Here is a 17796-nt window from a genome sequence, read left to right as displayed (position 1 = left end):
TCAACCGCCCATGTCCCGGCTGCTCCCCCGCACCCTCGCCCTCGCCGCCGCCCCCGTCGCCCTCGCGGCGGTCGCGGCCCTTCCCGCCCACGCGGCGACGACGACGTGGACCACCTACAACCCGTCCGCCGACGACAAGTTCACCGCGACCTCCACCGGCCCGCTGACGCTGAAGAACGCGGCCGGGCAGACCCTCGTCTCGTGCGACTCGCTCAAGGAGTGGGGCTCGATGACGTCCGCCACCCCGCCCGCCGGGTGGGCGCTGGCCGCGCTGACGTCGCGGCAGGGGATCAACTGCGTCGGGCCGGGCGGCGCGAGCGCGACGGTCCTCAGCGGGACGTTCGTCTCCGAGAACGTCAGCGTCGTCGGCAGGTCCTACAACGCGGCCACCAAGACGGCGACGCTGTCGATCGAGGGCTCCACCTGGGGCAACGGCCTCGTCATCATCTCGCAGAACTGCAGCTTCGCCGTCTCCAAGACGAACGCGACCTACGCCAACGACACCCAGACCCTCAAGTACACGACGGGCACCGCGAAGCTGTCGGTCAACGCCAACGGCCCGAACGGATGCCCGACGCTGCTCAAGACCGAGGGCGAATCCATCACGTTCAACACCGAGCTGAAGGTCTCCCCGGCGATCCGGATCACCGCCACGACCTCCTGATTCTCCGCCGAAGAACCGCCCCCGGCACGACCGCCGGGGGCGGTTTCCATTTCGGGTGCAACCGCCCGGGCCGCTTCGGGAGAGAGACGGGTGTCAGCTTCCCCCAGTCCGAAGGAGCCAGCCGTTGCCGAGGAAGAGAAGCTTGTGGCCGCGACCGCAGCGGTGAACCCGCGGGGAGACGCGCTCGACGACGCGGAACTCGTCGCCGCCTCCCGCGAGGACCCCGAGGCGTTCGGCGAGCTGTTCCGCCGCCACGCCCCCCGCCTGCACGCCTACATCCGCCGCCGCCTCGGGGACCCGCTCGCCGAGGACGTCGTCGCGGAGACGTTCGCCGTCGCGTTCCGCCGCCGCGAGCGGTTCGACGGCCGGAGCGAGTTCGGGGCCTGGCTGTGGGGCATCGCGAGCAACCTCATCGCCCGCCACCGCCGCCAGGAGACCCGCATGTACCGGGCGTTCGCCCGGACGGGGACCGACCCCGCCGAGGACGGCGTCGCGGAGGTCGCCAGCGCGCGGGCCGCGGCCGCCGCGCTCGGCCCGAAACTCGCGCGGGCGCTCGCCGGAATGCGCGCCCAGGACCGCGACGCGCTGCTGCTGCACGCGTGGGGCGGGCTTTCCCACGCCGAGATCGCGGCCACGCTGGACGTGCCGCTCGGCACCGTCAAGGCCAGGATTCACCGGTCGCGCGCCAAGCTGCGCCGCGCCCTCCCCGAGGAGAAGAACGATGGATGAACTCGACGCCCTGCGCGGGATGCGGACGGCGCTCGCGAAGCAGGAGAGCCCCGAGCGGCTGCGGATGCGCGCCGGACGCTGGGCGGAGCCCGCGCGCCGGACGCGCCGCGCGCGGCCCGGTTTCCGCGTGCCGCTCGTCAGCGCGGTGACGGCGACGGCCGTCGCGGCGGGCGCGCTCGCGGCCGTCGCGCTGACGGGCGACGGCGGCGCGCCGACGCCGCACGCGCCGGTGGCGGGCGGCCCGGCCGTGGGTGGCCCGGTCGCGCCCGGCGACGCGCTGCTCGTCGCCGCGACGAGCGCGGAGAACGCCCCCGCGGGGACCTACTGGCACACCAAGCGGATCTCCGGCGAGATCAACGGCGTCGGCACGAAGACCGACCACTACATGGTGGACTCGCGGCAGGTCCTCGAAAGCTGGACGACCCGCGCCGGGGCCTCGTCCCAGCGCCGCCTCGGGCCGGTCGGGTACCCGTGGCAGCCCGCCGACGCCGCGAAGTGGCGCGCGGCCGGGTCGCCGAACCGCGTCTACATCCCGAACCCGGACGCCGACGGCAGCAAGACGTTCATCTTCATGGGCGACAACGAGCGGCTCCAGCCGATGCCGCCGGACGACGACGTGCGGTTCTTCGGCCTGACCGTCGCCCAGATCAGCGACCTGCCCACCGACCCCGGCAAGCTCAAGGACGCCCTGCTCGACCTGAAGGGCCACTGGCGCGCCGCGTCCCCGGACGGTCCGGAGCGCCCGATGCGCGAGCTGGCGGGGGCCGAGCGCGCGCGGGCGCTGAGCGAGGTCGCCGGGACGCTGCTGTCGGACGCGCCGACGCCGCCGAAGATCCGCGCGGCCGCGTTCCGGATGCTCGCCGGGCTGCCGGGCGTCCGCGCCGAGGGCACGGCGAAGGACCCGACCGGGCGGCCGGGCAACGTGATCTCGCTGCCGGTGGCGTCGACCGTCCCGCTCGGCCTCTACACCGCGCCGAAGCGGCTGGGGACCTACCGGCGGCAGTGGATCATCGACCCGAAGCGCGGACTGCTGCTGGCCGTCCGCGACCTGGTGGTGACGCCGCCGCACGGCTCGCTGCCGCTGCCGTCCGGGGACCGGGGCCAGCACCGCGTGCTGCGCGTGTCGGACGTGCCCGACCGCTTCCACAAGCCCGGCGAGATCGTGGACTACGAGGTCTACGAGGTCGCCGAGTGGACGGACCGCGGCCCCGCCAACTGATCCCAGACGCGAGGACCGTTCCCGAATCCGGGGACGGTCCTCCGTCGCGTTCAGTCGTCTTTCAGGTGGTACTTCATTCCCATGTGGGACGGGCGGAAGCCGATCTTCTGGTAGAACCGGATCGTCTGGGGGCGCTGGCGGTCCGTCGTGAGCTGGACGACGCGGCAGCCGCGCGCCCGCGCCTGTTCGATCGCCCACCCGATCATGATCTGCCCGACACCGTGGCCGCGCTGCTCGGCGGCGACGCGGACGCCCTCGATCTGGGCGCGCTCGCCGCCGGTGTAGGTGAGGCTCGGAATGTAGGTGAGCTGGAAGGTTCCCGCCACCTCGCCGTCGAGCTCGGCGACGATCTGGTGGTTGTTCGGGTCGCGTTCGATGGCCGCGAACGCGGCGAAGTAGGCGTCCGGGATGACCTCGCCGGGGGACTCGCGGGTCGCGCCCAGCGGGTCGTCGGCCAGCAGGTGGACGATCGCGGGGAGGTCGTCCCGCGTCGCCTCGCGAAAGGTCACTTCTCGATCACGCCGCACGTCAACAGGCTATCCGGACGTTCTACCGGGTTCCGCACCGCGACTTGTAGTACTACGTGTCGTAGTACTACGTTATGTGGAGACGAGCCCACCCCGTACCTCACCCGGCGCGAACCGCCGCAGGGAGACGTCAAATGCCTACACCGAGCAACGAGGAACACTGGAGCGACCACGCCATCTGCCGTGGCGCCGATCCCGACCTCTTCTTCCCGATCGGGTACTCGGCCTCCATCCTGCGGGAGCAGGAGCGGGCGGCGAAGCGGATCTGCGCCAACTGCCCCGTCACCGCCGACTGCCTGACCTGGGCGCTGCGGGTCGGCGAGCCCGACGGCATCTGGGGCGGGACGACCCCGGAGGAGCGCCGCCTGCTGCGCCGCACCGCCGAGGCCCCGGCCCGACGCCGGCTGCCCGCCATCGTCGTCCGCGGCGACGTCGCGGCCGACGCCGCCTGAGCAGTCCCCCACGCCCGCCCCGCGCCGACTTCCCCAGCGGCCCGTCCACCGGACGCGCCGGTCGCGCGGGGCCGACCACCGCGGGCACCTTCGCGCGGCCCCGCCCGTTGAAGCGGGTGACGCACGCGAGCTTCCGACCTACGGTGATCCCATGAGCTACCCCCCGGTACCCGCTCCCGACCAGAACCGCTCCGCCGGACTGGCGACGCAGGGCGCGCGGGCCGTCACGGCGGCCGTGCTCGTCCTCGCCGTCACCGCCGGGATGTGGGTGCTGGAGCTGGTGGACGCGGTCACGGACCACTCGCTGGACCGCTACGGCATCCAGCCGCGCGACGTCGGCGACCTGCCCGACATCTTCAGCGCGCCGTTCCTGCACGGCGGGTTCGACCACCTGGCGGGCAACACCGTGCCGTTCGTGGTGCTCGGGTTCCTCGCCGCGTGGCGGGGCATCGCGAAGTTCCTGTGGATGTCGCTGATCGTCATCGTCGTCGGCGGGCTCGGCGTGTGGTTCACCAGCTCGGCGAACACGCTCGGGTCCAGCATCCTGATCTTCGGGTTCTTCGGGTACCTGATCGGCCGGGGCGTGTTCGAGCGGCGGCTGCCGGACATCCTGGTCGCCGTCGCGGTCGTCGCGATCTACGGCACGCTGATCTTCGGCGTCCTGCCGAGCGATCCGCGCATCTCGTGGCAGGGCCACCTGTTCGGACTGGTCGGCGGCGTACTCGCCGCGTGGGCGCTGCGCCGCCGGGCGGCGGCCTGACCCTCGGTCCGCCGCGGGGCCGAGTCGGCGTTCACCGCCCGGCCCGCGCAGCGGGCGGCGGCGTCAGTGGGGGCGGACGGTGATCTCGGTGACGGCCGAGTCGCCCGGCGTCTCCAGCGCGCCGACGATGACGCCCGCGACCGTCCTCGGGTCCGCGAAGTCGGACGGGTCGTAGGGGCGGCCCTCCTGCGCCCGGACGCTCGCCTGCATCGACGTCGCGGTCCGCCCCGGGAAGACCGTCGTGACGCGCAGCTCCGGTTCCTCGGCGCGCAGCGAGTCCGCCAGCGACCGCAGCCCCGCCTTGCTCGCCGCGTACGCCGACCAGCGCGGGTTGGCGCGCAGCCCGGCCCCGGAGTTGACGAAGAGCACGTCGCCGCGCGCGGCGCGCAGCGCGGGCAGCAGCAGCCGGGTGAGTTCTGCGGCGGCGACGAGGTTGACGGTGAGGTGGTCGAGCCAGTCGTCGGCCTCCAGTTCCTCGACCGCGCCGAGGTGGACGACGCCCGCCGCGTGGACGACGCCGTCGAGCCGCGCGGGCGGCCCCGCGTCGACCAGGACGGCCTCCAGCCGCCGCGGCTCGGACAGGTCCAGCGCGATCGTGCGCACCGCCGGCCCGCCCGCCGCTCCGGCCGAGCCGATGTGGAACGCCTGCGTGCGCGCGTGCGCGCCCTTGCCGAGCGTCGCGGCGAGGTCGGCGAGGCGGTCGGCGGACCGCCCGGTGAGGATGAGGTCGTGGCCGCGGTCGCGCAGCAGGCCCGCGACGGCCGTCCCGATGCCGCCCGTCGCCCCCGTGATCAGATACGTGCCCATGACGCCCCATTCTGGTGGAGGTTCCCGCCGGGATCGACGCCCGCCCGAGTCTTGAATCCGTAGCCGGCCGTCTCAGCCGCGGCGCGGCCGGGTCTGCGTTCAGTTCGGACGCAGGACGCGTGTGACCCCCGCGATGAGCGCGGTGGCGAGGACCCAGCCCGCCGAGACCAGCCCGTACGCGACCCACCGGGACCAGCCGGACGGGTCGTAGGACTGCTGCTGCCCGAACGTGTCGATGGGAATGAGCAGGTCGAGGCTGTAGATGAGGGCGTGGAAGCGCGGCAGCTCGTCCGGCGGCTTGATGTTGCCGGGCCGGTCGAGGGAGAACACGAGCGTCCCGACCGCGAGGAGGACGCCGAACCACGCGAACGCCAGCCACGGCCGGTACCCGTACCCGACCGTCCAGTCGAGCAGGTGGTTCCAGCCCTTGCCGACGGGGTTGAGGCTGCGCCGCCGCGCACGGAGCTTGGCGAGCTGGACGCGCCGCGCGAGGTCGTCGTGGCCGACGCCGTGGTACCAGGTGGCGAGCTGCTCGTAGGGCTGGAGGTGGAATTCGGGGTCGCGGCTGACCCAGCTCAGCCGGTCCTTGAACTCGCCGCCGCGCAGGGTCTCGTAGGTGAGGCCGTTGAGGTACAGCTCGTCGGGCCAGACGGACGGGTGGTCCATGATCAGCGAGATCCGCGAGTAGGACAGCGAGACGCGTCCCTCGATGCGCCGTTCGGGCCACAGCATCAGCTCGTCGGCGGTCATGTGGCTGGCGTGCAGCGCCATCCGCGCGGGGTCGCCGGAGTCCAGGACGGCCCGCGAGAACGAGACGATCCCGGTGAACCGGGCGTTGCGGATGCGGACGGTGCCGAGCGCGGTGAACCCGCCGCTGAACTCGGCCGCGTCCTCGACCACCATGCTCTGCGCGTCCAGCGCGAGCCGCCCCGGGTTGCGGAGCGTCGCGCCCTCCATGAACAGGCCGCCGTTCATCCGCGCACCGACGAACCGGACGCCCCCGGTGATCTCCGCGTTCCGCGCGTAGCAGCCGACCTCGACCACGAGCGCGCCCGCGAAGACGGCCCATTCCTCCTCGCTGCGGGCGGTGATCACGGACCCGTTCATCCGCAGCCCGCCGGAGAGCTGCGCGCGCGGCAGCCGCAGCGAGCCGTCGATGCGCGACCCGGACAGGCTGAGATAGCCGTCCGCGCGCAGCCCGCCGCCGTCGAACCCCGGCATCCGGCACCCGTTGAACCGGAGCTGCCGGGTGACGGCGTTGGACAGGTCGGGGGCCTCGACGAGCCGGCAGCGGTCCAGCCGCAGCTCGTGCTCGATGGTGCCGCCCGCGAGGTCGAGCGCGCCGACGACGTACGCGCCGCGCAGCCGCACCGCCGGGATCGCGCCGGGCCGCGTCTCGCGCCCGCCGAGCAGCAGCCGCGCGATGATCTCGGCGCGGACGATCCGGTCGGGGTCGGGCCCGGCGGGCAGGTCGTCGCCGAGGACGACGGACGCGCCGGACGGGAACGCCGACCAGAGCCGTCGCTCGGCGGCGTTGAGTCCGGGAGGTTCGGGCATCGCCTCACTTTCTACGCGTTCCCGCCCGCCGTGATCAAGTCCCGGCGGGCGGGACAGGCCGTCAGAAGAAGCCGTGGCGGCGTCCGGCCTGCTGCAGGAAGCCGTCCAGCTCCTGCTCCCACGCGGTGTGCTGCGCGCTCGCGTAGTCGACGGTGAACCGGCTGAACGCGTCGTGCCCCTCGGTGAACAGGCCGCCGCGCTTGTCCAGCTCCAGGATGACCTCCATCGAGTGGGGGTTCGCGACGAACGTCACTTCGAGCTGGTTGATGCCGTTGTAGTGGTGCGGCGGATGGAACTCGATCTCCTGGTAGAAGGGCAGTTCCTGGTGGACGCCGTGGATGTGCCCCTGCTCGCAGTCGGCCCCGCGGAAGTGGAACCCGAGGTTGGAGAACGCGGCCAGGATGCGCTCCTGCGCGGGCAGCGGGTGGATCGCGATCGGGTCGAGGTCGCCGGGGTCGAGCGCCCGCGCGACCTCCAGCTCGGTGGACAGCCCGACGTTCATGCCGTGCAGCGGGTGCCCGTACATGTGCGTCAGCGGGGCTTCCCACGGGATCGGGAACTGGAACGGGATGCCGTACCGCGCGCCGTCGTCCAGCTTGAACGGCCCGGAGACGGGCACCTTCGCGTACGTGCGGTTGGTGTCGTACTCGCTGTCGCTCGTCTCCACCTCGACGCGGGTGCGCAGCGCGAGATTGACGCCCAGGATGTCGGAATCGTATTCGCCGCCGATGATGGTGATCTCGCCGGTGACGACGCCGCCCGGCAGCGTGTTCGGGTCGTGCAGGACGGTCTCGATCGACGGGCCGCCCACGCCCATCGCCTGCCTCAGCCGCTTGAAGACCACGTGCTCTCAACTCCCCTTCACGGGCGCCGTCCGTCCGGCGCGCCAGCACCGACATAGACGCCCGTTCCGGGTGAGTCGTTCCAAACACGGATCAGTGGCCGCCCCCGGCCAGATTGAGCCCGACGACGCCGACGACGATGCACGCCAGCGCGGCGATCTTCAGCGGCGACGCGGCGTCGTGGAACACCAGCATCCCGGCGGCGGCCGTGCCGACCGCGCCGATCCCGACCCACACCGCGTACGCCGTCGCGACGTCGAGCCGCTTGAGCGCCAGCGACAGCAGCCCGAAGCTCGCGACGGCGAAGAACAGGAATGACAGCGACGGCCACAGGACCGACAGGCCCTTGCTCGCCTTGAGCGAGAGCGCCATCGCGACCTCGAACAGTCCGGCGGCGAGGACGAGGAACCAGGCCATGAGCGGGCCTCCCGGTGAGACGGCGACAGGGGTCCGCGTCGTCTTGGCGTTCCGGGTACGGCGCGTCTCGTCCGGGAGGGATGGCCCTCGCCCGCGTCAACGGCCGGGCGCGGCCGGGTGTTCCCGCCGTCAGGGGCGGCCGAGCGCCCGGTACTCCCAGCCCGCGGCCCGCCAGCGCTCGGCCTTCAGGACGTGCCGGCCGTCCACGATGCGGCGGTGCGCGACGACCGCGCCGAGCGCGTCGGGGTCGATCTCACGGAACTCGGCCCACTCGGTGAGCAGCACGACGGCGTCCGCGCCGCGCGCGACGTCCAGCGCGGACTCGCCGTAGGACAGCTCGGGGAAGGCGCGGCGCGCGTTGCCGAGCGCGGCCGGGTCGTAGACGCGGACGTCCGCGCCGAGCCCGTGCAGCGTGCGGGCGACGTCGAGGGCGGGCGCGTCGCGGATGTCGTCGGAGTTCGGCTTGAACGCCGCGCCCCACGCGGCGACCCGCGCGCTCGCGACCCGGCCGCCGAGCAGTTCGCCGACGAGGTCGACGGTCCGCGCCCGCCGCCGCTGGTTGATCTTGTCGACCTCGCGCAGGAACGACACCGACTGCCCGACGCCCAGCTCCTCGGCGCGGTGCGCGAACGCGCGGATGTCCTTGGGCAGGCAACCGCCGCCGAAGCCGAGGCCGGGTTTGAGGAACCGGCCGCCGATGCGGTCGTCCAGGGCGAGGGCGTCGGCGAGGTCTTTCACGTCCGCGCCGACCGTCTCGCAGATCTCCGCCATCGCGTTGATGTACGAGATCTTCGTCGCGAGGTAGGAGTTCGCGGCGACCTTCACCAGTTCGGCGGTGGCGAGGTCGGTGCGCACTACCGGTGACCCGTACTCGATGACGGGCTTGAACGCGGCGCGGAGCTGCTGTTCCGCCCAGTCGGACGCGACGCCGAAGACGAGCCGGTCCGGGTGCAGCGTGTCGTCCACGGCGAAGCCCTCGCGCAGGAACTCCGGGCTCCACGCGAGTTCGACGTCGTTCCCGGCGGGCGCGAGGTCGCGCAGGACGCCGGTGAGGCGCTCGGCCGTCCCGACCGGCACGGTGGAGCGGCCGACGACGAGCGCGCGGCGGTCCAGGTGGGGCGCGAGGCCGCGCACGGCCGCGTCCACGTAGGTCAGGTCGGCGGCGTCGGACCCGGCCTGCTGCGGGGTGCCGACGCAGATGAAGTGGACGTCGCCGAACGCGCCGGCCTCGGCGAACGACGTCGTGAAACGCAGCCGCCCGGAGTCGAGCGCCTTGGTCAGCAGCTCGGGCAGGCCGGGCTCGAAGATGGGGGACTCGCCGGACGCGAGTTTGGCGATCTTCTCCTCGTCCACGTCGAGGCCGAGGACCTCGTAGCCGAGGGCGGCCATGCAGACGGCGTGGGTCGCGCCGAGATAGCCGGTGCCGATCACGGTGAGGCGCGGGGAGTCGATGAAGCTCATGGCCGTCCTCTCTCTCACGCTGCTTGCGTGCGTACACCTGCCCGGCGGTGATCGAGACCGGCCCGGTGCGGTGCGGGGTGGCGGGGAACGCGGAGCCGGGCGCTCCGACGTCGACGGCGGTGCGGGGCCGTTGGAGCCTGGCGGCAATGTTCGTCGGTTTTACCAGCAATAAGAACAAATGTGTGTTATCGGTAGGCCGGTGGGGTCGTCAAGCACGCGCGGACGGCGCACGGCGGGCCGCCGCGACCCCGTTCCGGAGCCGTCCGGTGAAAGTTGCAGATGACCCCGCCGGAGCCGCCGCGAACCGAAACATGTTCGGTATGCATGTGATGTACGTCACTTACCTTTCGGAGCACCCCCTCCCGCCCCGTCCGCGATCCGGGTGACTCCGCGGGTTGCGCGCCGGTTACCAGCGGGTAGCATGAAGTTGAGTTACTGACCAGTACGATTCGCGGGGCCACGAGCGCGCCGCCGGATAAACGGAGTGTTCGATGGGGCACTACAAGAGCAACCTCCGGGACCTGGAGTTCAACCTCTTCGAGGTTTTCAACCGCCAGGACCTGCTCGGCAGCGGCCCGTACGCGGAGCTGGACGAGGAGACCGTGCGCAGCATCCTCGACGAGGTCAACCGCCTCGCCGAGGGCCCGCTGGCCGACTCCTTCGCCGACGCCGACCGCAACCCGCCGAAGTTCGACCCCGAGACCGGCGAAGTCACCATGCCGGAGAGCTTCAAGAAGTCGTACCAGGCGTGGATGGACGCCGAGTGGTACCGCGTCGACCTCTCCCCCGAGTTCGGCGGCACCGGCGCGCCGCGCAGCCTCACCTGGGCCATCGCGGAGCAGGTGCTCGGCGCCAACCCGGCCGTCTACATGTTCTCCTCCGGCCCCGGCTTCGCCCAGATCCTGTGGCACATCGGGACGCCCGAGCAGAAGAAGTTCGCCGAGATCGCCCTCGACCGCAAGTGGGGCGCGACGATGGTGCTGACCGAGCCCGACGCGGGTTCGGACGTCGGCGCGGGCCGCACCAAGGCCGTCCAGCAGCCCGACGGCACCTGGCACATCGAGGGCGTCAAGCGCTTCATCACCTCGGCCGAGCACGACATGTCCGAGAACATCTTCCACCTGGTGCTCGCGCGCCCCGAGGGCGCCGGCCCCGGCACCAAGGGCCTGTCGATGTTCCTCGTGCCGAAGTACCTCGTGGACGTCGAGACCGGTGAGCTGGGCGCGCGCAACGGCGCGTACGTCACCAACGTCGAGAAGAAGATGGGCCTCAAGGTCTCCACGACCTGCGAGCTGACCCTCGGCGAGAAGCACCCGGCCGTCGGCTACCTGGTGGGCGACGTCCACCAGGGCATCCGGCAGATGTTCCTCGTCATCGAGTACGCGCGCATGATGGTCGGCACCAAGGCCATCGCGACGCTCTCGACGGGCTACCTCAACGCCCTCGAGTACGCCAAGGAGCGCGTCCAGGGCGCGGACCTGACGCAGATGACCGACAAGTCGGCCCCGCGCGTCACGATCACGCACCACCCGGACGTCCGCCGCAGCCTCCTCACCCAGAAGGCGTACGCGGAGGGCATGCGGGCGCTGGTGCTGCTCACCGCGTCCTACCAGGACGCCGTGCAGATCGCCGAGTTCGAGGGCCGCAAGGACGAGCTGGCCGAGAAGGTCAACGACCTGCTGCTGCCGATCGTCAAGGGCTTCGGCTCCGAGCGCGCCTACGCGCTGCTCGGCGCGGAGTCGCTGCAGACCTTCGGCGGGTCCGGGTTCCTCCAGGAGTACCCGATCGAGCAGTACATCCGGGACTCCAAGATCGACACCCTCTACGAGGGCACGACCGCGATCCAGGGCCAGGACCTGTTCTTCCGCAAGATCCTCCGGGACAACGGCGAGGCGCTGAAGGCCCTCGCCGGGGAGATCAAGGCGTTCGCCACGAGCGACGCGGGCAACGGGCGGCTCAAGAACGAGCGCGCGCTGCTCAACCAGGCCCTCGACGACGTGCAGGGCATCCTCAACCCGATGATCGGGTGGGCGCTCGGCTCGATGGAGGACCCGAAGCTCCTCTACAAGGTCGGCCTCAACACCTCCCGGCTGCTGCTGGCGCTCGGCGACCTGGTCGTCGGGTGGCTGCTGCTGCGCCAGGCCGAGGTGGCCCTCGGCAAGCTCGGCGGCGGCGACGTCTCCGACGCCGACCGCTCGTTCTACTCGGGCAAGGTGACGGCGGCGCAGTTCTTCGCGCAGACGGTCCTCCCCCGCATCGCCGCCGACAAGGCGATCACCGAGGCGACCACCCTCGACGTGATGGAACTCCCCGAAGAGGCGTTCTGACCTGTGTCCTGTAGAACGGCCCCGGCGCACACCGCCGGGGCCGTTCCCGTTTCCGGGGTTCTCGTTCTCCATCCGCCAGACGCAGAAGCGCCGACGGCCGCGCGCATCTCCGTCGGGAGCCGCCACGAGCGCCTCTCCCGAAGAATGGGCAGTACGGAGCCGTCAGGACGATCCAAATTCGCGCACCCAGGTCACACGCGCGCGATACCCGTCTTGCCGGGCCGACTCCCACGTGAATTCGACAGCTCCGCCGACAGCCAAGGCGCGGTACCCGGGAGCCTCGATGACGGAATAGTGGACCCACATCTCCGGCAGCCCGGGAGCGGCCAGCACTCCCCAACCCTCCTCAGCGTGCCACTCCATGACCGTCCCACGAACAACGGCCATCTTCATTCCCTTCCGACCGGAGACGGGCTTCATTAGCGCTTCCACTCGCCGTAGCTCCTGAGCAGGTCCACAAGATCATGTCTCCCTGCGCAGGCGGGGTGGTCCGTTCGGGGTCACGGCCGGGAATCCGCAGGTAAGGTTAGGGAGCTTCGGGTAGGACGTAGCGGATACGGCCTGCGCGGGCCGCGCGGGGAACTCGCACTCGTTCGGCGCCGAGGTGTTCCAGGAAGTGCTGTGCGGCGGTGTTGTTGCAGCGGACTTCGATTCTTGGGTGGGGCACGCCGTTTGCTCGGGCGAGCGGGATCGCGGCGGTCAGCATTGCTGTTCCGACGCCCAGGCGGCGCATTGAGGGGCGTACTGAGATCCATAGCTGCGATCCGGCCTCGCCGAGGATGTCGTTGACCGGTTCGTGGCGGATCGCCATTCGGCCCAGGTAGTCGTGGTCGCCCTTCGGGCCTGTGAGGTACCACCACACCGAGGGGCGGAGCGGGTCGACGCCGTAGCGGGTTCCGTCGTTGACGCATAGGCTCGTCGTGTACGGGCCGAGGTTCCCCAGCCGCAGGTCGTCCAGGGGCAGGCCATCGGCGTCGGGCTCCTCCCCGGCGGCGGCGTAGTCGGCCATCGCTTCCAAGAAAGCGTCCTCGTACTTCTCGTGAGGGGAGGCGAGGAAAGCAGTTGAGGGGCGTGTGGTCGGCATGCGTGCCAGCCTGTCATCGCTGCGGTTTCGGGTCCAGTGGGTCGAGGAGTCGCCCGGCGATTGCGTCGGTGATCGGCATTGCCGTGCCGAACTCGACGAATCCCCACATTCCGGTGGGATTGCATTCGAGGAACACCCAGTCGTCGGTGCGGCGGATGAAGTCGAATGCTCCGTATTCCAGGCCGAGCCCGGTCATATAGCGGGTGATGCGGTCCTGAACCGGGGCAGGGATCTCGACGGGCGTGTAGGTGACGTCGCGGTGGCCGCGCCAGTCGAGGCGGGTCGCGCCATGGATGCTGACGGCGAACATCCGCGGACCGGCGACGGTGACGCGAATGTGATCGCCGTTGATGATCCGTTGGAAGGTGCCCGCGGCGTGGAGTTGGGGTGGGATCGAGGCCGGTGCGACCGGTCCGGCGTAGATCATGGCGGTGTCGTCGGGGCCGTTGGCGTAGAACGCCTTGTACAGGGCGCGTCCGTCCGCTGACCAGTGTCGTGCCGAACGCGCGGTGTTGGTGATGAGCGTGGCGGGGACGGTGAGTCCGGCGGCGTGCGCGGCGGCGAGTTGCAGCGGTTTGGAGTTCGCGACCGCGACGCGGTCGGGGTGGTTGATCCAGCGGACGCGCAGCGTCCGTAGCACGCCGTGCAAAGCCTCGGAGTCCTCGCGTCCGGCCCAGCGGCGGGCGGCCGGGTCGCTGACCGCCGGAGCACCGGCCGCACGCGTCGGCCACCGCCAGAACACCGCGACCACATCCTCCAGAAGGACGGCACGGTGCCCGTCACCCAGCTCACCGACCCACCGGCCACCGGACAGCTCGGCGGTCAGGCGCACACCGGGATCACCGAGATCGAAGCGCGCAACCCGCACTCCGCGGTCCCGCAGCGCCCTGACGACCAGGTCCGACGACGGGTCGCCGGGGCGGGCGACGATCAGCACCGTGCCGCCCATGGTCAGCTCTCCACGTCGTCGGAGAAGGTGTCGTTGCGGTTGGTGCCGGTCTTGTACGTTTCGGTTGTCTTGGGCATCAGCTCGACGCTGTCGGCCAGAGCCGGCCCGTCGAGGGAACCGATCCGGTTGATCTGGGCGACGGGGTCGTAGACGAGGTCGGGCATCGTGAACGGCGGCAGCGGGGCCTGCCGGGTAAGGCCGAACGGGACGATGGTCTGCGTCATCGGTGTCCTCCCGAGAGGTTCGGGCGCCGGAGCGGCGCCGACAACGGCAGAATCACCCACAGCGGCGCGGATCGGCGTGATCGTGTGCAGGATTCGCACCGCGTGCAGTTTCTGCACACGATCTCCACAAGCGGTGTCGAGCCGGTTACCGTGGGCACGCCTCTCCCCTTCGGGTCATTCGGATGGTCATGGGCGACGAGCACTTCTGGAGATCAGGTCCGATCAAGGCCGCGATCCGATCCGGCGAGTTCGGGACGGTCGTGCGCCTCGCCCGCGAGCACCGCGCGCTCCGCCAGGCCGACGTCGCCGCGCGGGCCGGGATGTCGAGGTCGACGCTGTCCCGGGTCGAGACCGGCCGTCACCAAGGCGTGGACGTCGCCCGGTTACGGGTCGTCGCGGACGCGATCGGGATGCCGCCGGGGGTGGTCGCCGCTCTGCTGGGCGTGGCGGGCCGACCTGCAGCTACGGTGGTGGCGCGTGACCCGCACCCGAACGGCCCGGCAGGGCCCGCCGAGGAGGACCCGTTGCGTCGCCGCACGTTCCTGACCGCCGCCGGGGCCGTGGTCCCGATCGCGTCCCTCGCCCGCGTCGACGACGCGCTCGCCCTCACGCCCGACCCCGGCGGGGCAGTGTCGGCCGCGCAGCTCGCCGCGCGGCTGAACGCGCTTCGCGACCGGTACGACGCCGGGCGGCTCGTCGAGGTCGTGGACGGGCTCCCCCGCCTGCTTGCCGTCGCCGAGCAGGCTCCCGAACACTTCGACGCGCCGGGCGTCCACGCGCTCGCCTCGGCCGCCTACGGGTTCGCGGCCGACGCGCTCAGCAAGGTCGGGGCGAAGCCCGCGTCCCGCATCACCGCCGACCGCGCGGTCGGGTACGCGCGCCGGTCCGAGGACGCGGTCGCGATGGCCGAGGCGAGCCGCGCGCTGGGGATCGTCCTGCGGCATGAGGGCCGCCAGGGGATCGCGCACCAGGTCACGTTGCGGGCGGCCGGGCGCGTCCAAGCGAAGGGGATCGACACTCCGCGGGCGGCGGCGACGCTCGCGCAGACCCTCTGCACGTGCGCTTACAACGCCGCGCAGGCCGACCGCCGCGACGACGCGCTCATGCTGATCGGAGAGGCGCGCAGCGTCGCCCGTCACCATCTGCCCGACGTTGCCGCACGCGGAGCGCGGCCCGCGTTGACGCGCGCGCAGGTGACGCTGTACGAGGTCGGTGTGCATTGGGCACTCGGCGACTCGGGTCGGGCGTTGAACGTCGGCGCCGGCCTTGACGCCGCAATGTTCCCGACGCCGGAGCGCAAGGCGCGGCTGCACACCGACCTTGCGCGGGCGTGGTGGCAGCGTGACCGTCCCGCCGAGACCGCCCGGCACCTCCTCGAAGCCCACGAATACGCGGCCGGTGAGGTCCGCGACCGCAGCTCGATCCGCCGCATCGCCGACGCACTCGCACGCGACCACGGCCGGGTCGGGGAAGTCCGCATGCTCACCGACCGGCTCAGCCGGTAGGTTCTCCCCGCGCAGGCGGGGGTGTGCCGGGCAGGGGGAGAGGCTCACAGAGAACACCCTGGTTCTCCCCGCGCAGGCGGGGGTGTGCCGTTCTGCCTGGTCTGTGAGGTGAAGTTGGGGAGGTTCTCCCCGCACAGGCGGGGGTGTGCCGCTCGCCGACACGCTCGGCAAGCTGCTCGGGCAGTTCTCCCCGCGCAGGCGGGGGCGTGCCGTTCCAGCGCTGGATCAGGGACGGGCGGGTGGGGTTCTCCCCGCGCAGGCGGGGGTGTGCCGAAGGCGTGGATGCAGGCGCGGGACCGGCTGCTGTTCTCCCCGCGCAAGCGGGGATGTGCCGAAGAGTATGGTCCCGGCGCTGGCCAAGGACACGCCGTCGCGCTGCTGCTGAACATCGCGTTGCGTTCGGCCGGTTGAAGGGCCTGGCTGTCGGGTCGTTCCTACGTCACCACGATCCCGCGCGTGCGTTCGTTCGGGAGGGGCCGTGCTGTGGGCCAGCAGATGTCGGTGCCGTCATCGGCTGCGCGGAACTACGTCGGCAAAACGTAGACCCGGGCGAACCAGTGGCCGACTTCGGCCTCGTGCAGGTGGCCCGCGATGCCCTGGTCGCCTTCGATGGCCATCGTGACGTGCAGGTGGGGTTCGCCGTTGACGACCTCGCCGGCGCCGTGCATCTCGGCGGGGCGGGTGTAGGTGGTGACGATGTCCGTGGAGGCGTCGTCGGCGGGCATGGTCGAGACGGTGAACTCGTCGACGGCGCCGATCAGGGAAACGATCGCGGCGGAGGTGACGCCGAGGTCGGCGAGCCGCTCGGTGAGCGTGGCGATCAGCGGCCCCTGGTCGATGTGGATCACATGCACGGCGAATCCCCGTTCAGCAGCAGAGCGTAGGCGCGCACGTTCTCGCGCACCGGTTCATCGCGCAGGGCCGACGCCAGCGCGTGCCGGGCGTGCGGTGCGTTGTCGCGGACCAGCAGGTGCGCGGCGCACGATCGGGCGCCGGCGTCGCGGGCGTTGCGCAACTCGGCCGCGAGCGCGGTCGGGCTCGCGCCGACCCGGACGGCGACGGCCCGAACGTACAGGCGCCGGACGTCGGCGTCCCGGGCGAGCAGGACCGGGACGTCCTCGACCAGCTCAGAGCGGGTCTTGGCGCCGACCCCGGCGGCGTTGACGCGGACGACCGGCGAATCCGCGTCGGCTGCCCAGCGCGCCAGCCGGAGCAGGCTGGGCCGGTCCCGCACCGCGAGCGCGGACACGGCCAGGTCGGTCCGGTGGGAGGTCTGCGCCAGCCCCAACGGCCCCGGGTCGCCGCCGGCGATGGAGGAGAACAGGTCGGCTGCGACGTGTTCAACACCGTGTGCGGTGCCGGTGCCGACGCCGGTGGCGGCTGCGCCACTGAGAGCCGACATGGTGGCGAGGAAGTGGCGTCGTCTCACGCGGGCGGCCTCCAGCGTCTGTAACGGCACGTCGAGCGCGTCGGCGAGCCGACCGAGCCAGAACGGGCCGGGAACGCGGACACCGCGCTCTCATCTCGCCACGTCGTGGCGCGTGATCGTGGCGCGCTCCGCCGACGCGCACAGTTTCTCTGCCAGCCGTGTCTGCGACCATCCCCGCGATGTGCGCAACTGCGCGACGAGCCTTCCGAGGGCGTTATCGTCGGCCATACCTGCTCCGATCCCGAGAAGGACCCGATGTCTCAGGCTACGGCGCAGAGCCCTTGTCTGCGGTGTTGTTCGTATCGGCGGACCAGAGATGAGCGGGCTGCACGGTCTTCGGGTCGTCCGGCGGCGGCCCGCACCTGCCGGGCCGCCGAGGGCGGCTTCCCGCGCAGGCGGGGGTCGTCTGTCTGCGGCGATGACGTCGTGGATGGACGGGTCGTTCTCCTCGCGCAGGCGGAAGTGCGCCACCGGGAATTCCGGTGGCCCCGGGGAGCGGTGTTGTCCGGGTGCTCTTTCTTGCGGTTCCATATCCAGCAATCAGATCCCAAGAACACCGGGTCGGCTCCGCCGCCTGGTCGGGCGCGGCGGGTGGGACGTTGGTCGGCGGCGGTGCTGGTTCTCGGGTGAGGCGAACTCTTTCTCGCCGGCTATCGCTGGCGCCTGCGTTCGGTAGTTCCCAAGATCCGCTCTTGAGAGCGGTGTCGGCCTGTCCCTGTCGTCGTAGGACCACTGACAAACAGCGACAGTTTCCGCCGCACTTTCGGTATCAAATCGGTAACGGGCTCGCTCAGGCGCAGGTCGCGAAGTGTTCTCCCCGCGCAGGCGGGGGTGGTCCGCAGG

General features: G+C 71.6%; 19 protein-coding genes, 1 pseudogene, 1 CRISPR repeat array and 1 riboswitch. Of the genes and pseudogenes, 7 read left to right on the top strand and 13 right to left on the bottom strand.

Annotated features, from left to right (window positions below; all coding sequences use genetic code 11):
* Positions 1-10: 10 nt before the first annotated feature.
* The 3 genes from G339_RS0116380 to G339_RS0116370 all read left to right on the top strand — a co-directional run bounded on the left by G339_RS0116380 (position 11) and on the right by G339_RS0116370 (position 2612).
* On the top strand, positions 11-664 hold the full coding sequence (locus G339_RS0116380) for a hypothetical protein (RefSeq protein WP_019632167.1): 654 nt from the start codon (positions 11-13) through the stop codon (positions 662-664).
* A gap of 144 nt (positions 665-808) precedes the next feature.
* On the top strand, positions 809-1393 hold the full coding sequence (locus tag G339_RS0116375) for an RNA polymerase sigma factor (RefSeq protein ID WP_019632166.1): 585 nt from the start codon (positions 809-811) through the stop codon (positions 1391-1393).
* Positions 1386-2612, top strand: a complete 1227-nt coding sequence (locus tag G339_RS0116370; RefSeq protein ID WP_019632165.1) for a CU044_5270 family protein — start codon at positions 1386-1388, stop codon at positions 2610-2612. The genes G339_RS0116375 and G339_RS0116370 overlap by 8 nt, the downstream gene beginning before the upstream one ends.
* A gap of 50 nt (positions 2613-2662) precedes the next feature.
* Here G339_RS0116370 and G339_RS0116365 read toward each other — a convergent pair whose 3' ends face one another.
* Positions 2663-3121 (bottom strand): GNAT family N-acetyltransferase, encoded by a 459-nt coding sequence (locus G339_RS0116365; protein WP_019632164.1) that lies wholly within the window; start codon positions 3119-3121, stop codon positions 2663-2665.
* A gap of 152 nt (positions 3122-3273) precedes the next feature.
* On the opposite strand from G339_RS0116365, the gene G339_RS0116360 reads away from it, so the two are divergent.
* A complete protein-coding gene (locus G339_RS0116360; protein ID WP_019632163.1) occupies positions 3274-3591 on the top strand; it encodes a WhiB family transcriptional regulator in 318 nt (105 codons plus the stop codon).
* Positions 3592-3742: 151 nt separating this feature from the next.
* Positions 3743-4351: a rhomboid family intramembrane serine protease gene (locus G339_RS0116355; protein ID WP_019632162.1), complete on the top strand. Its 609-nt coding sequence runs from the start codon at positions 3743-3745 to the stop codon at positions 4349-4351.
* Between the two features lie 63 nt (positions 4352-4414).
* Here G339_RS0116355 and G339_RS0116350 read toward each other — a convergent pair whose 3' ends face one another.
* From G339_RS0116350 to G339_RS0116330, 5 genes are all read right to left on the bottom strand, one after another.
* A complete protein-coding gene (locus G339_RS0116350; RefSeq protein WP_019632161.1) occupies positions 4415-5158 on the bottom strand; it encodes an SDR family oxidoreductase in 744 nt (247 codons plus the stop codon).
* A gap of 99 nt (positions 5159-5257) precedes the next feature.
* Positions 5258-6715: a pentapeptide repeat-containing protein gene (locus G339_RS0116345; RefSeq protein WP_019632160.1), complete on the bottom strand. Its 1458-nt coding sequence runs from the start codon at positions 6713-6715 to the stop codon at positions 5258-5260.
* A 61-nt stretch (positions 6716-6776) separates the two neighbouring features.
* On the bottom strand, positions 6777-7559 hold the full coding sequence (locus tag G339_RS0116340; protein WP_019632159.1) for a sporulation protein: 783 nt from the start codon (positions 7557-7559) through the stop codon (positions 6777-6779).
* Positions 7560-7650: 91 nt separating this feature from the next.
* Complete coding sequence (locus G339_RS0116335; protein WP_019632158.1) at positions 7651-7974, bottom strand: DMT family transporter; 324 nt, start codon at positions 7972-7974, stop codon at positions 7651-7653.
* Positions 7975-8006: 32 nt separating this feature from the next.
* A riboswitch (guanidine-III (ykkC-III) riboswitch) is annotated at positions 8007-8066 on the bottom strand.
* A 37-nt stretch (positions 8067-8103) separates the two neighbouring features.
* Complete coding sequence (locus G339_RS0116330; RefSeq protein ID WP_019632157.1) at positions 8104-9435, bottom strand: UDP-glucose dehydrogenase family protein; 1332 nt, start codon at positions 9433-9435, stop codon at positions 8104-8106.
* A 491-nt stretch (positions 9436-9926) separates the two neighbouring features.
* On the opposite strand from G339_RS0116330, the gene G339_RS0116325 reads away from it, so the two are divergent.
* The gene (locus tag G339_RS0116325) at positions 9927-11762 is read left to right on the top strand and encodes an acyl-CoA dehydrogenase (protein WP_019632156.1); all 1836 of its coding nucleotides are present in this window, start codon (positions 9927-9929) and stop codon (positions 11760-11762) included.
* A 162-nt stretch (positions 11763-11924) separates the two neighbouring features.
* Here G339_RS0116325 and G339_RS41100 read toward each other — a convergent pair whose 3' ends face one another.
* The 4 genes from G339_RS41100 to G339_RS0116305 form a co-directional block, all read right to left on the bottom strand.
* Positions 11925-12125: a cold shock domain-containing protein gene (locus G339_RS41100; RefSeq protein ID WP_420804495.1), complete on the bottom strand. Its 201-nt coding sequence runs from the start codon at positions 12123-12125 to the stop codon at positions 11925-11927.
* A gap of 163 nt (positions 12126-12288) precedes the next feature.
* Positions 12289-12771, bottom strand: a complete 483-nt coding sequence (locus tag G339_RS0116315) for a GNAT family N-acetyltransferase (RefSeq protein ID WP_169514744.1) — start codon at positions 12769-12771, stop codon at positions 12289-12291.
* Between the two features lie 88 nt (positions 12772-12859).
* The gene (locus tag G339_RS33975; protein WP_019632153.1) at positions 12860-13795 is read right to left on the bottom strand and encodes an MvdC/MvdD family ATP grasp protein; all 936 of its coding nucleotides are present in this window, start codon (positions 13793-13795) and stop codon (positions 12860-12862) included.
* Positions 13796-13797: 2 nt separating this feature from the next.
* Positions 13798-14136 (bottom strand): hypothetical protein, encoded by a 339-nt coding sequence (locus G339_RS0116305; protein WP_157407747.1) that lies wholly within the window; start codon positions 14134-14136, stop codon positions 13798-13800.
* Between the two features lie 65 nt (positions 14137-14201).
* Here G339_RS0116305 and G339_RS41095 point away from each other — a divergent pair.
* Positions 14202-14396: pseudogene (locus tag G339_RS41095) on the top strand (helix-turn-helix domain-containing protein); the annotation flags it as partial.
* Between the two features lie 6 nt (positions 14397-14402).
* Here G339_RS41095 and G339_RS41090 read toward each other — a convergent pair.
* From G339_RS41090 to G339_RS0116290, 3 genes are all read right to left on the bottom strand, one after another.
* Positions 14403-15476, bottom strand: a complete 1074-nt coding sequence (locus tag G339_RS41090) for a hypothetical protein (protein ID WP_420804493.1) — start codon at positions 15474-15476, stop codon at positions 14403-14405.
* A 47-nt stretch (positions 15477-15523) separates the two neighbouring features.
* Positions 15524-15858: a CRISPR direct-repeat array (repeat unit 30 nt; unit sequence GGTTCTCCCCGCGCAGGCGGGGGTGTGCCG).
* A gap of 190 nt (positions 15859-16048) precedes the next feature.
* Complete coding sequence (locus tag G339_RS37855) at positions 16049-16378, bottom strand: PCC domain-containing protein (RefSeq protein WP_205625565.1); 330 nt, start codon at positions 16376-16378, stop codon at positions 16049-16051.
* Positions 16369-16926, bottom strand: coding sequence for a hypothetical protein (locus G339_RS0116290; protein WP_019632150.1), 558 nt, complete (start codon positions 16924-16926; stop codon positions 16369-16371). The genes G339_RS37855 and G339_RS0116290 overlap by 10 nt, the downstream gene beginning before the upstream one ends.
* Between the last annotated feature and the right edge of the window lie 870 nt (positions 16927-17796).

The sequence above is a fragment of the Actinomadura atramentaria DSM 43919 genome, assembly GCF_000381885.1.
Taxonomy (GTDB): domain Bacteria; phylum Actinomycetota; class Actinomycetes; order Streptosporangiales; family Streptosporangiaceae; genus Spirillospora; species Spirillospora atramentaria.
This window is presented reverse-complemented; position numbering and strand designations above follow the sequence as displayed.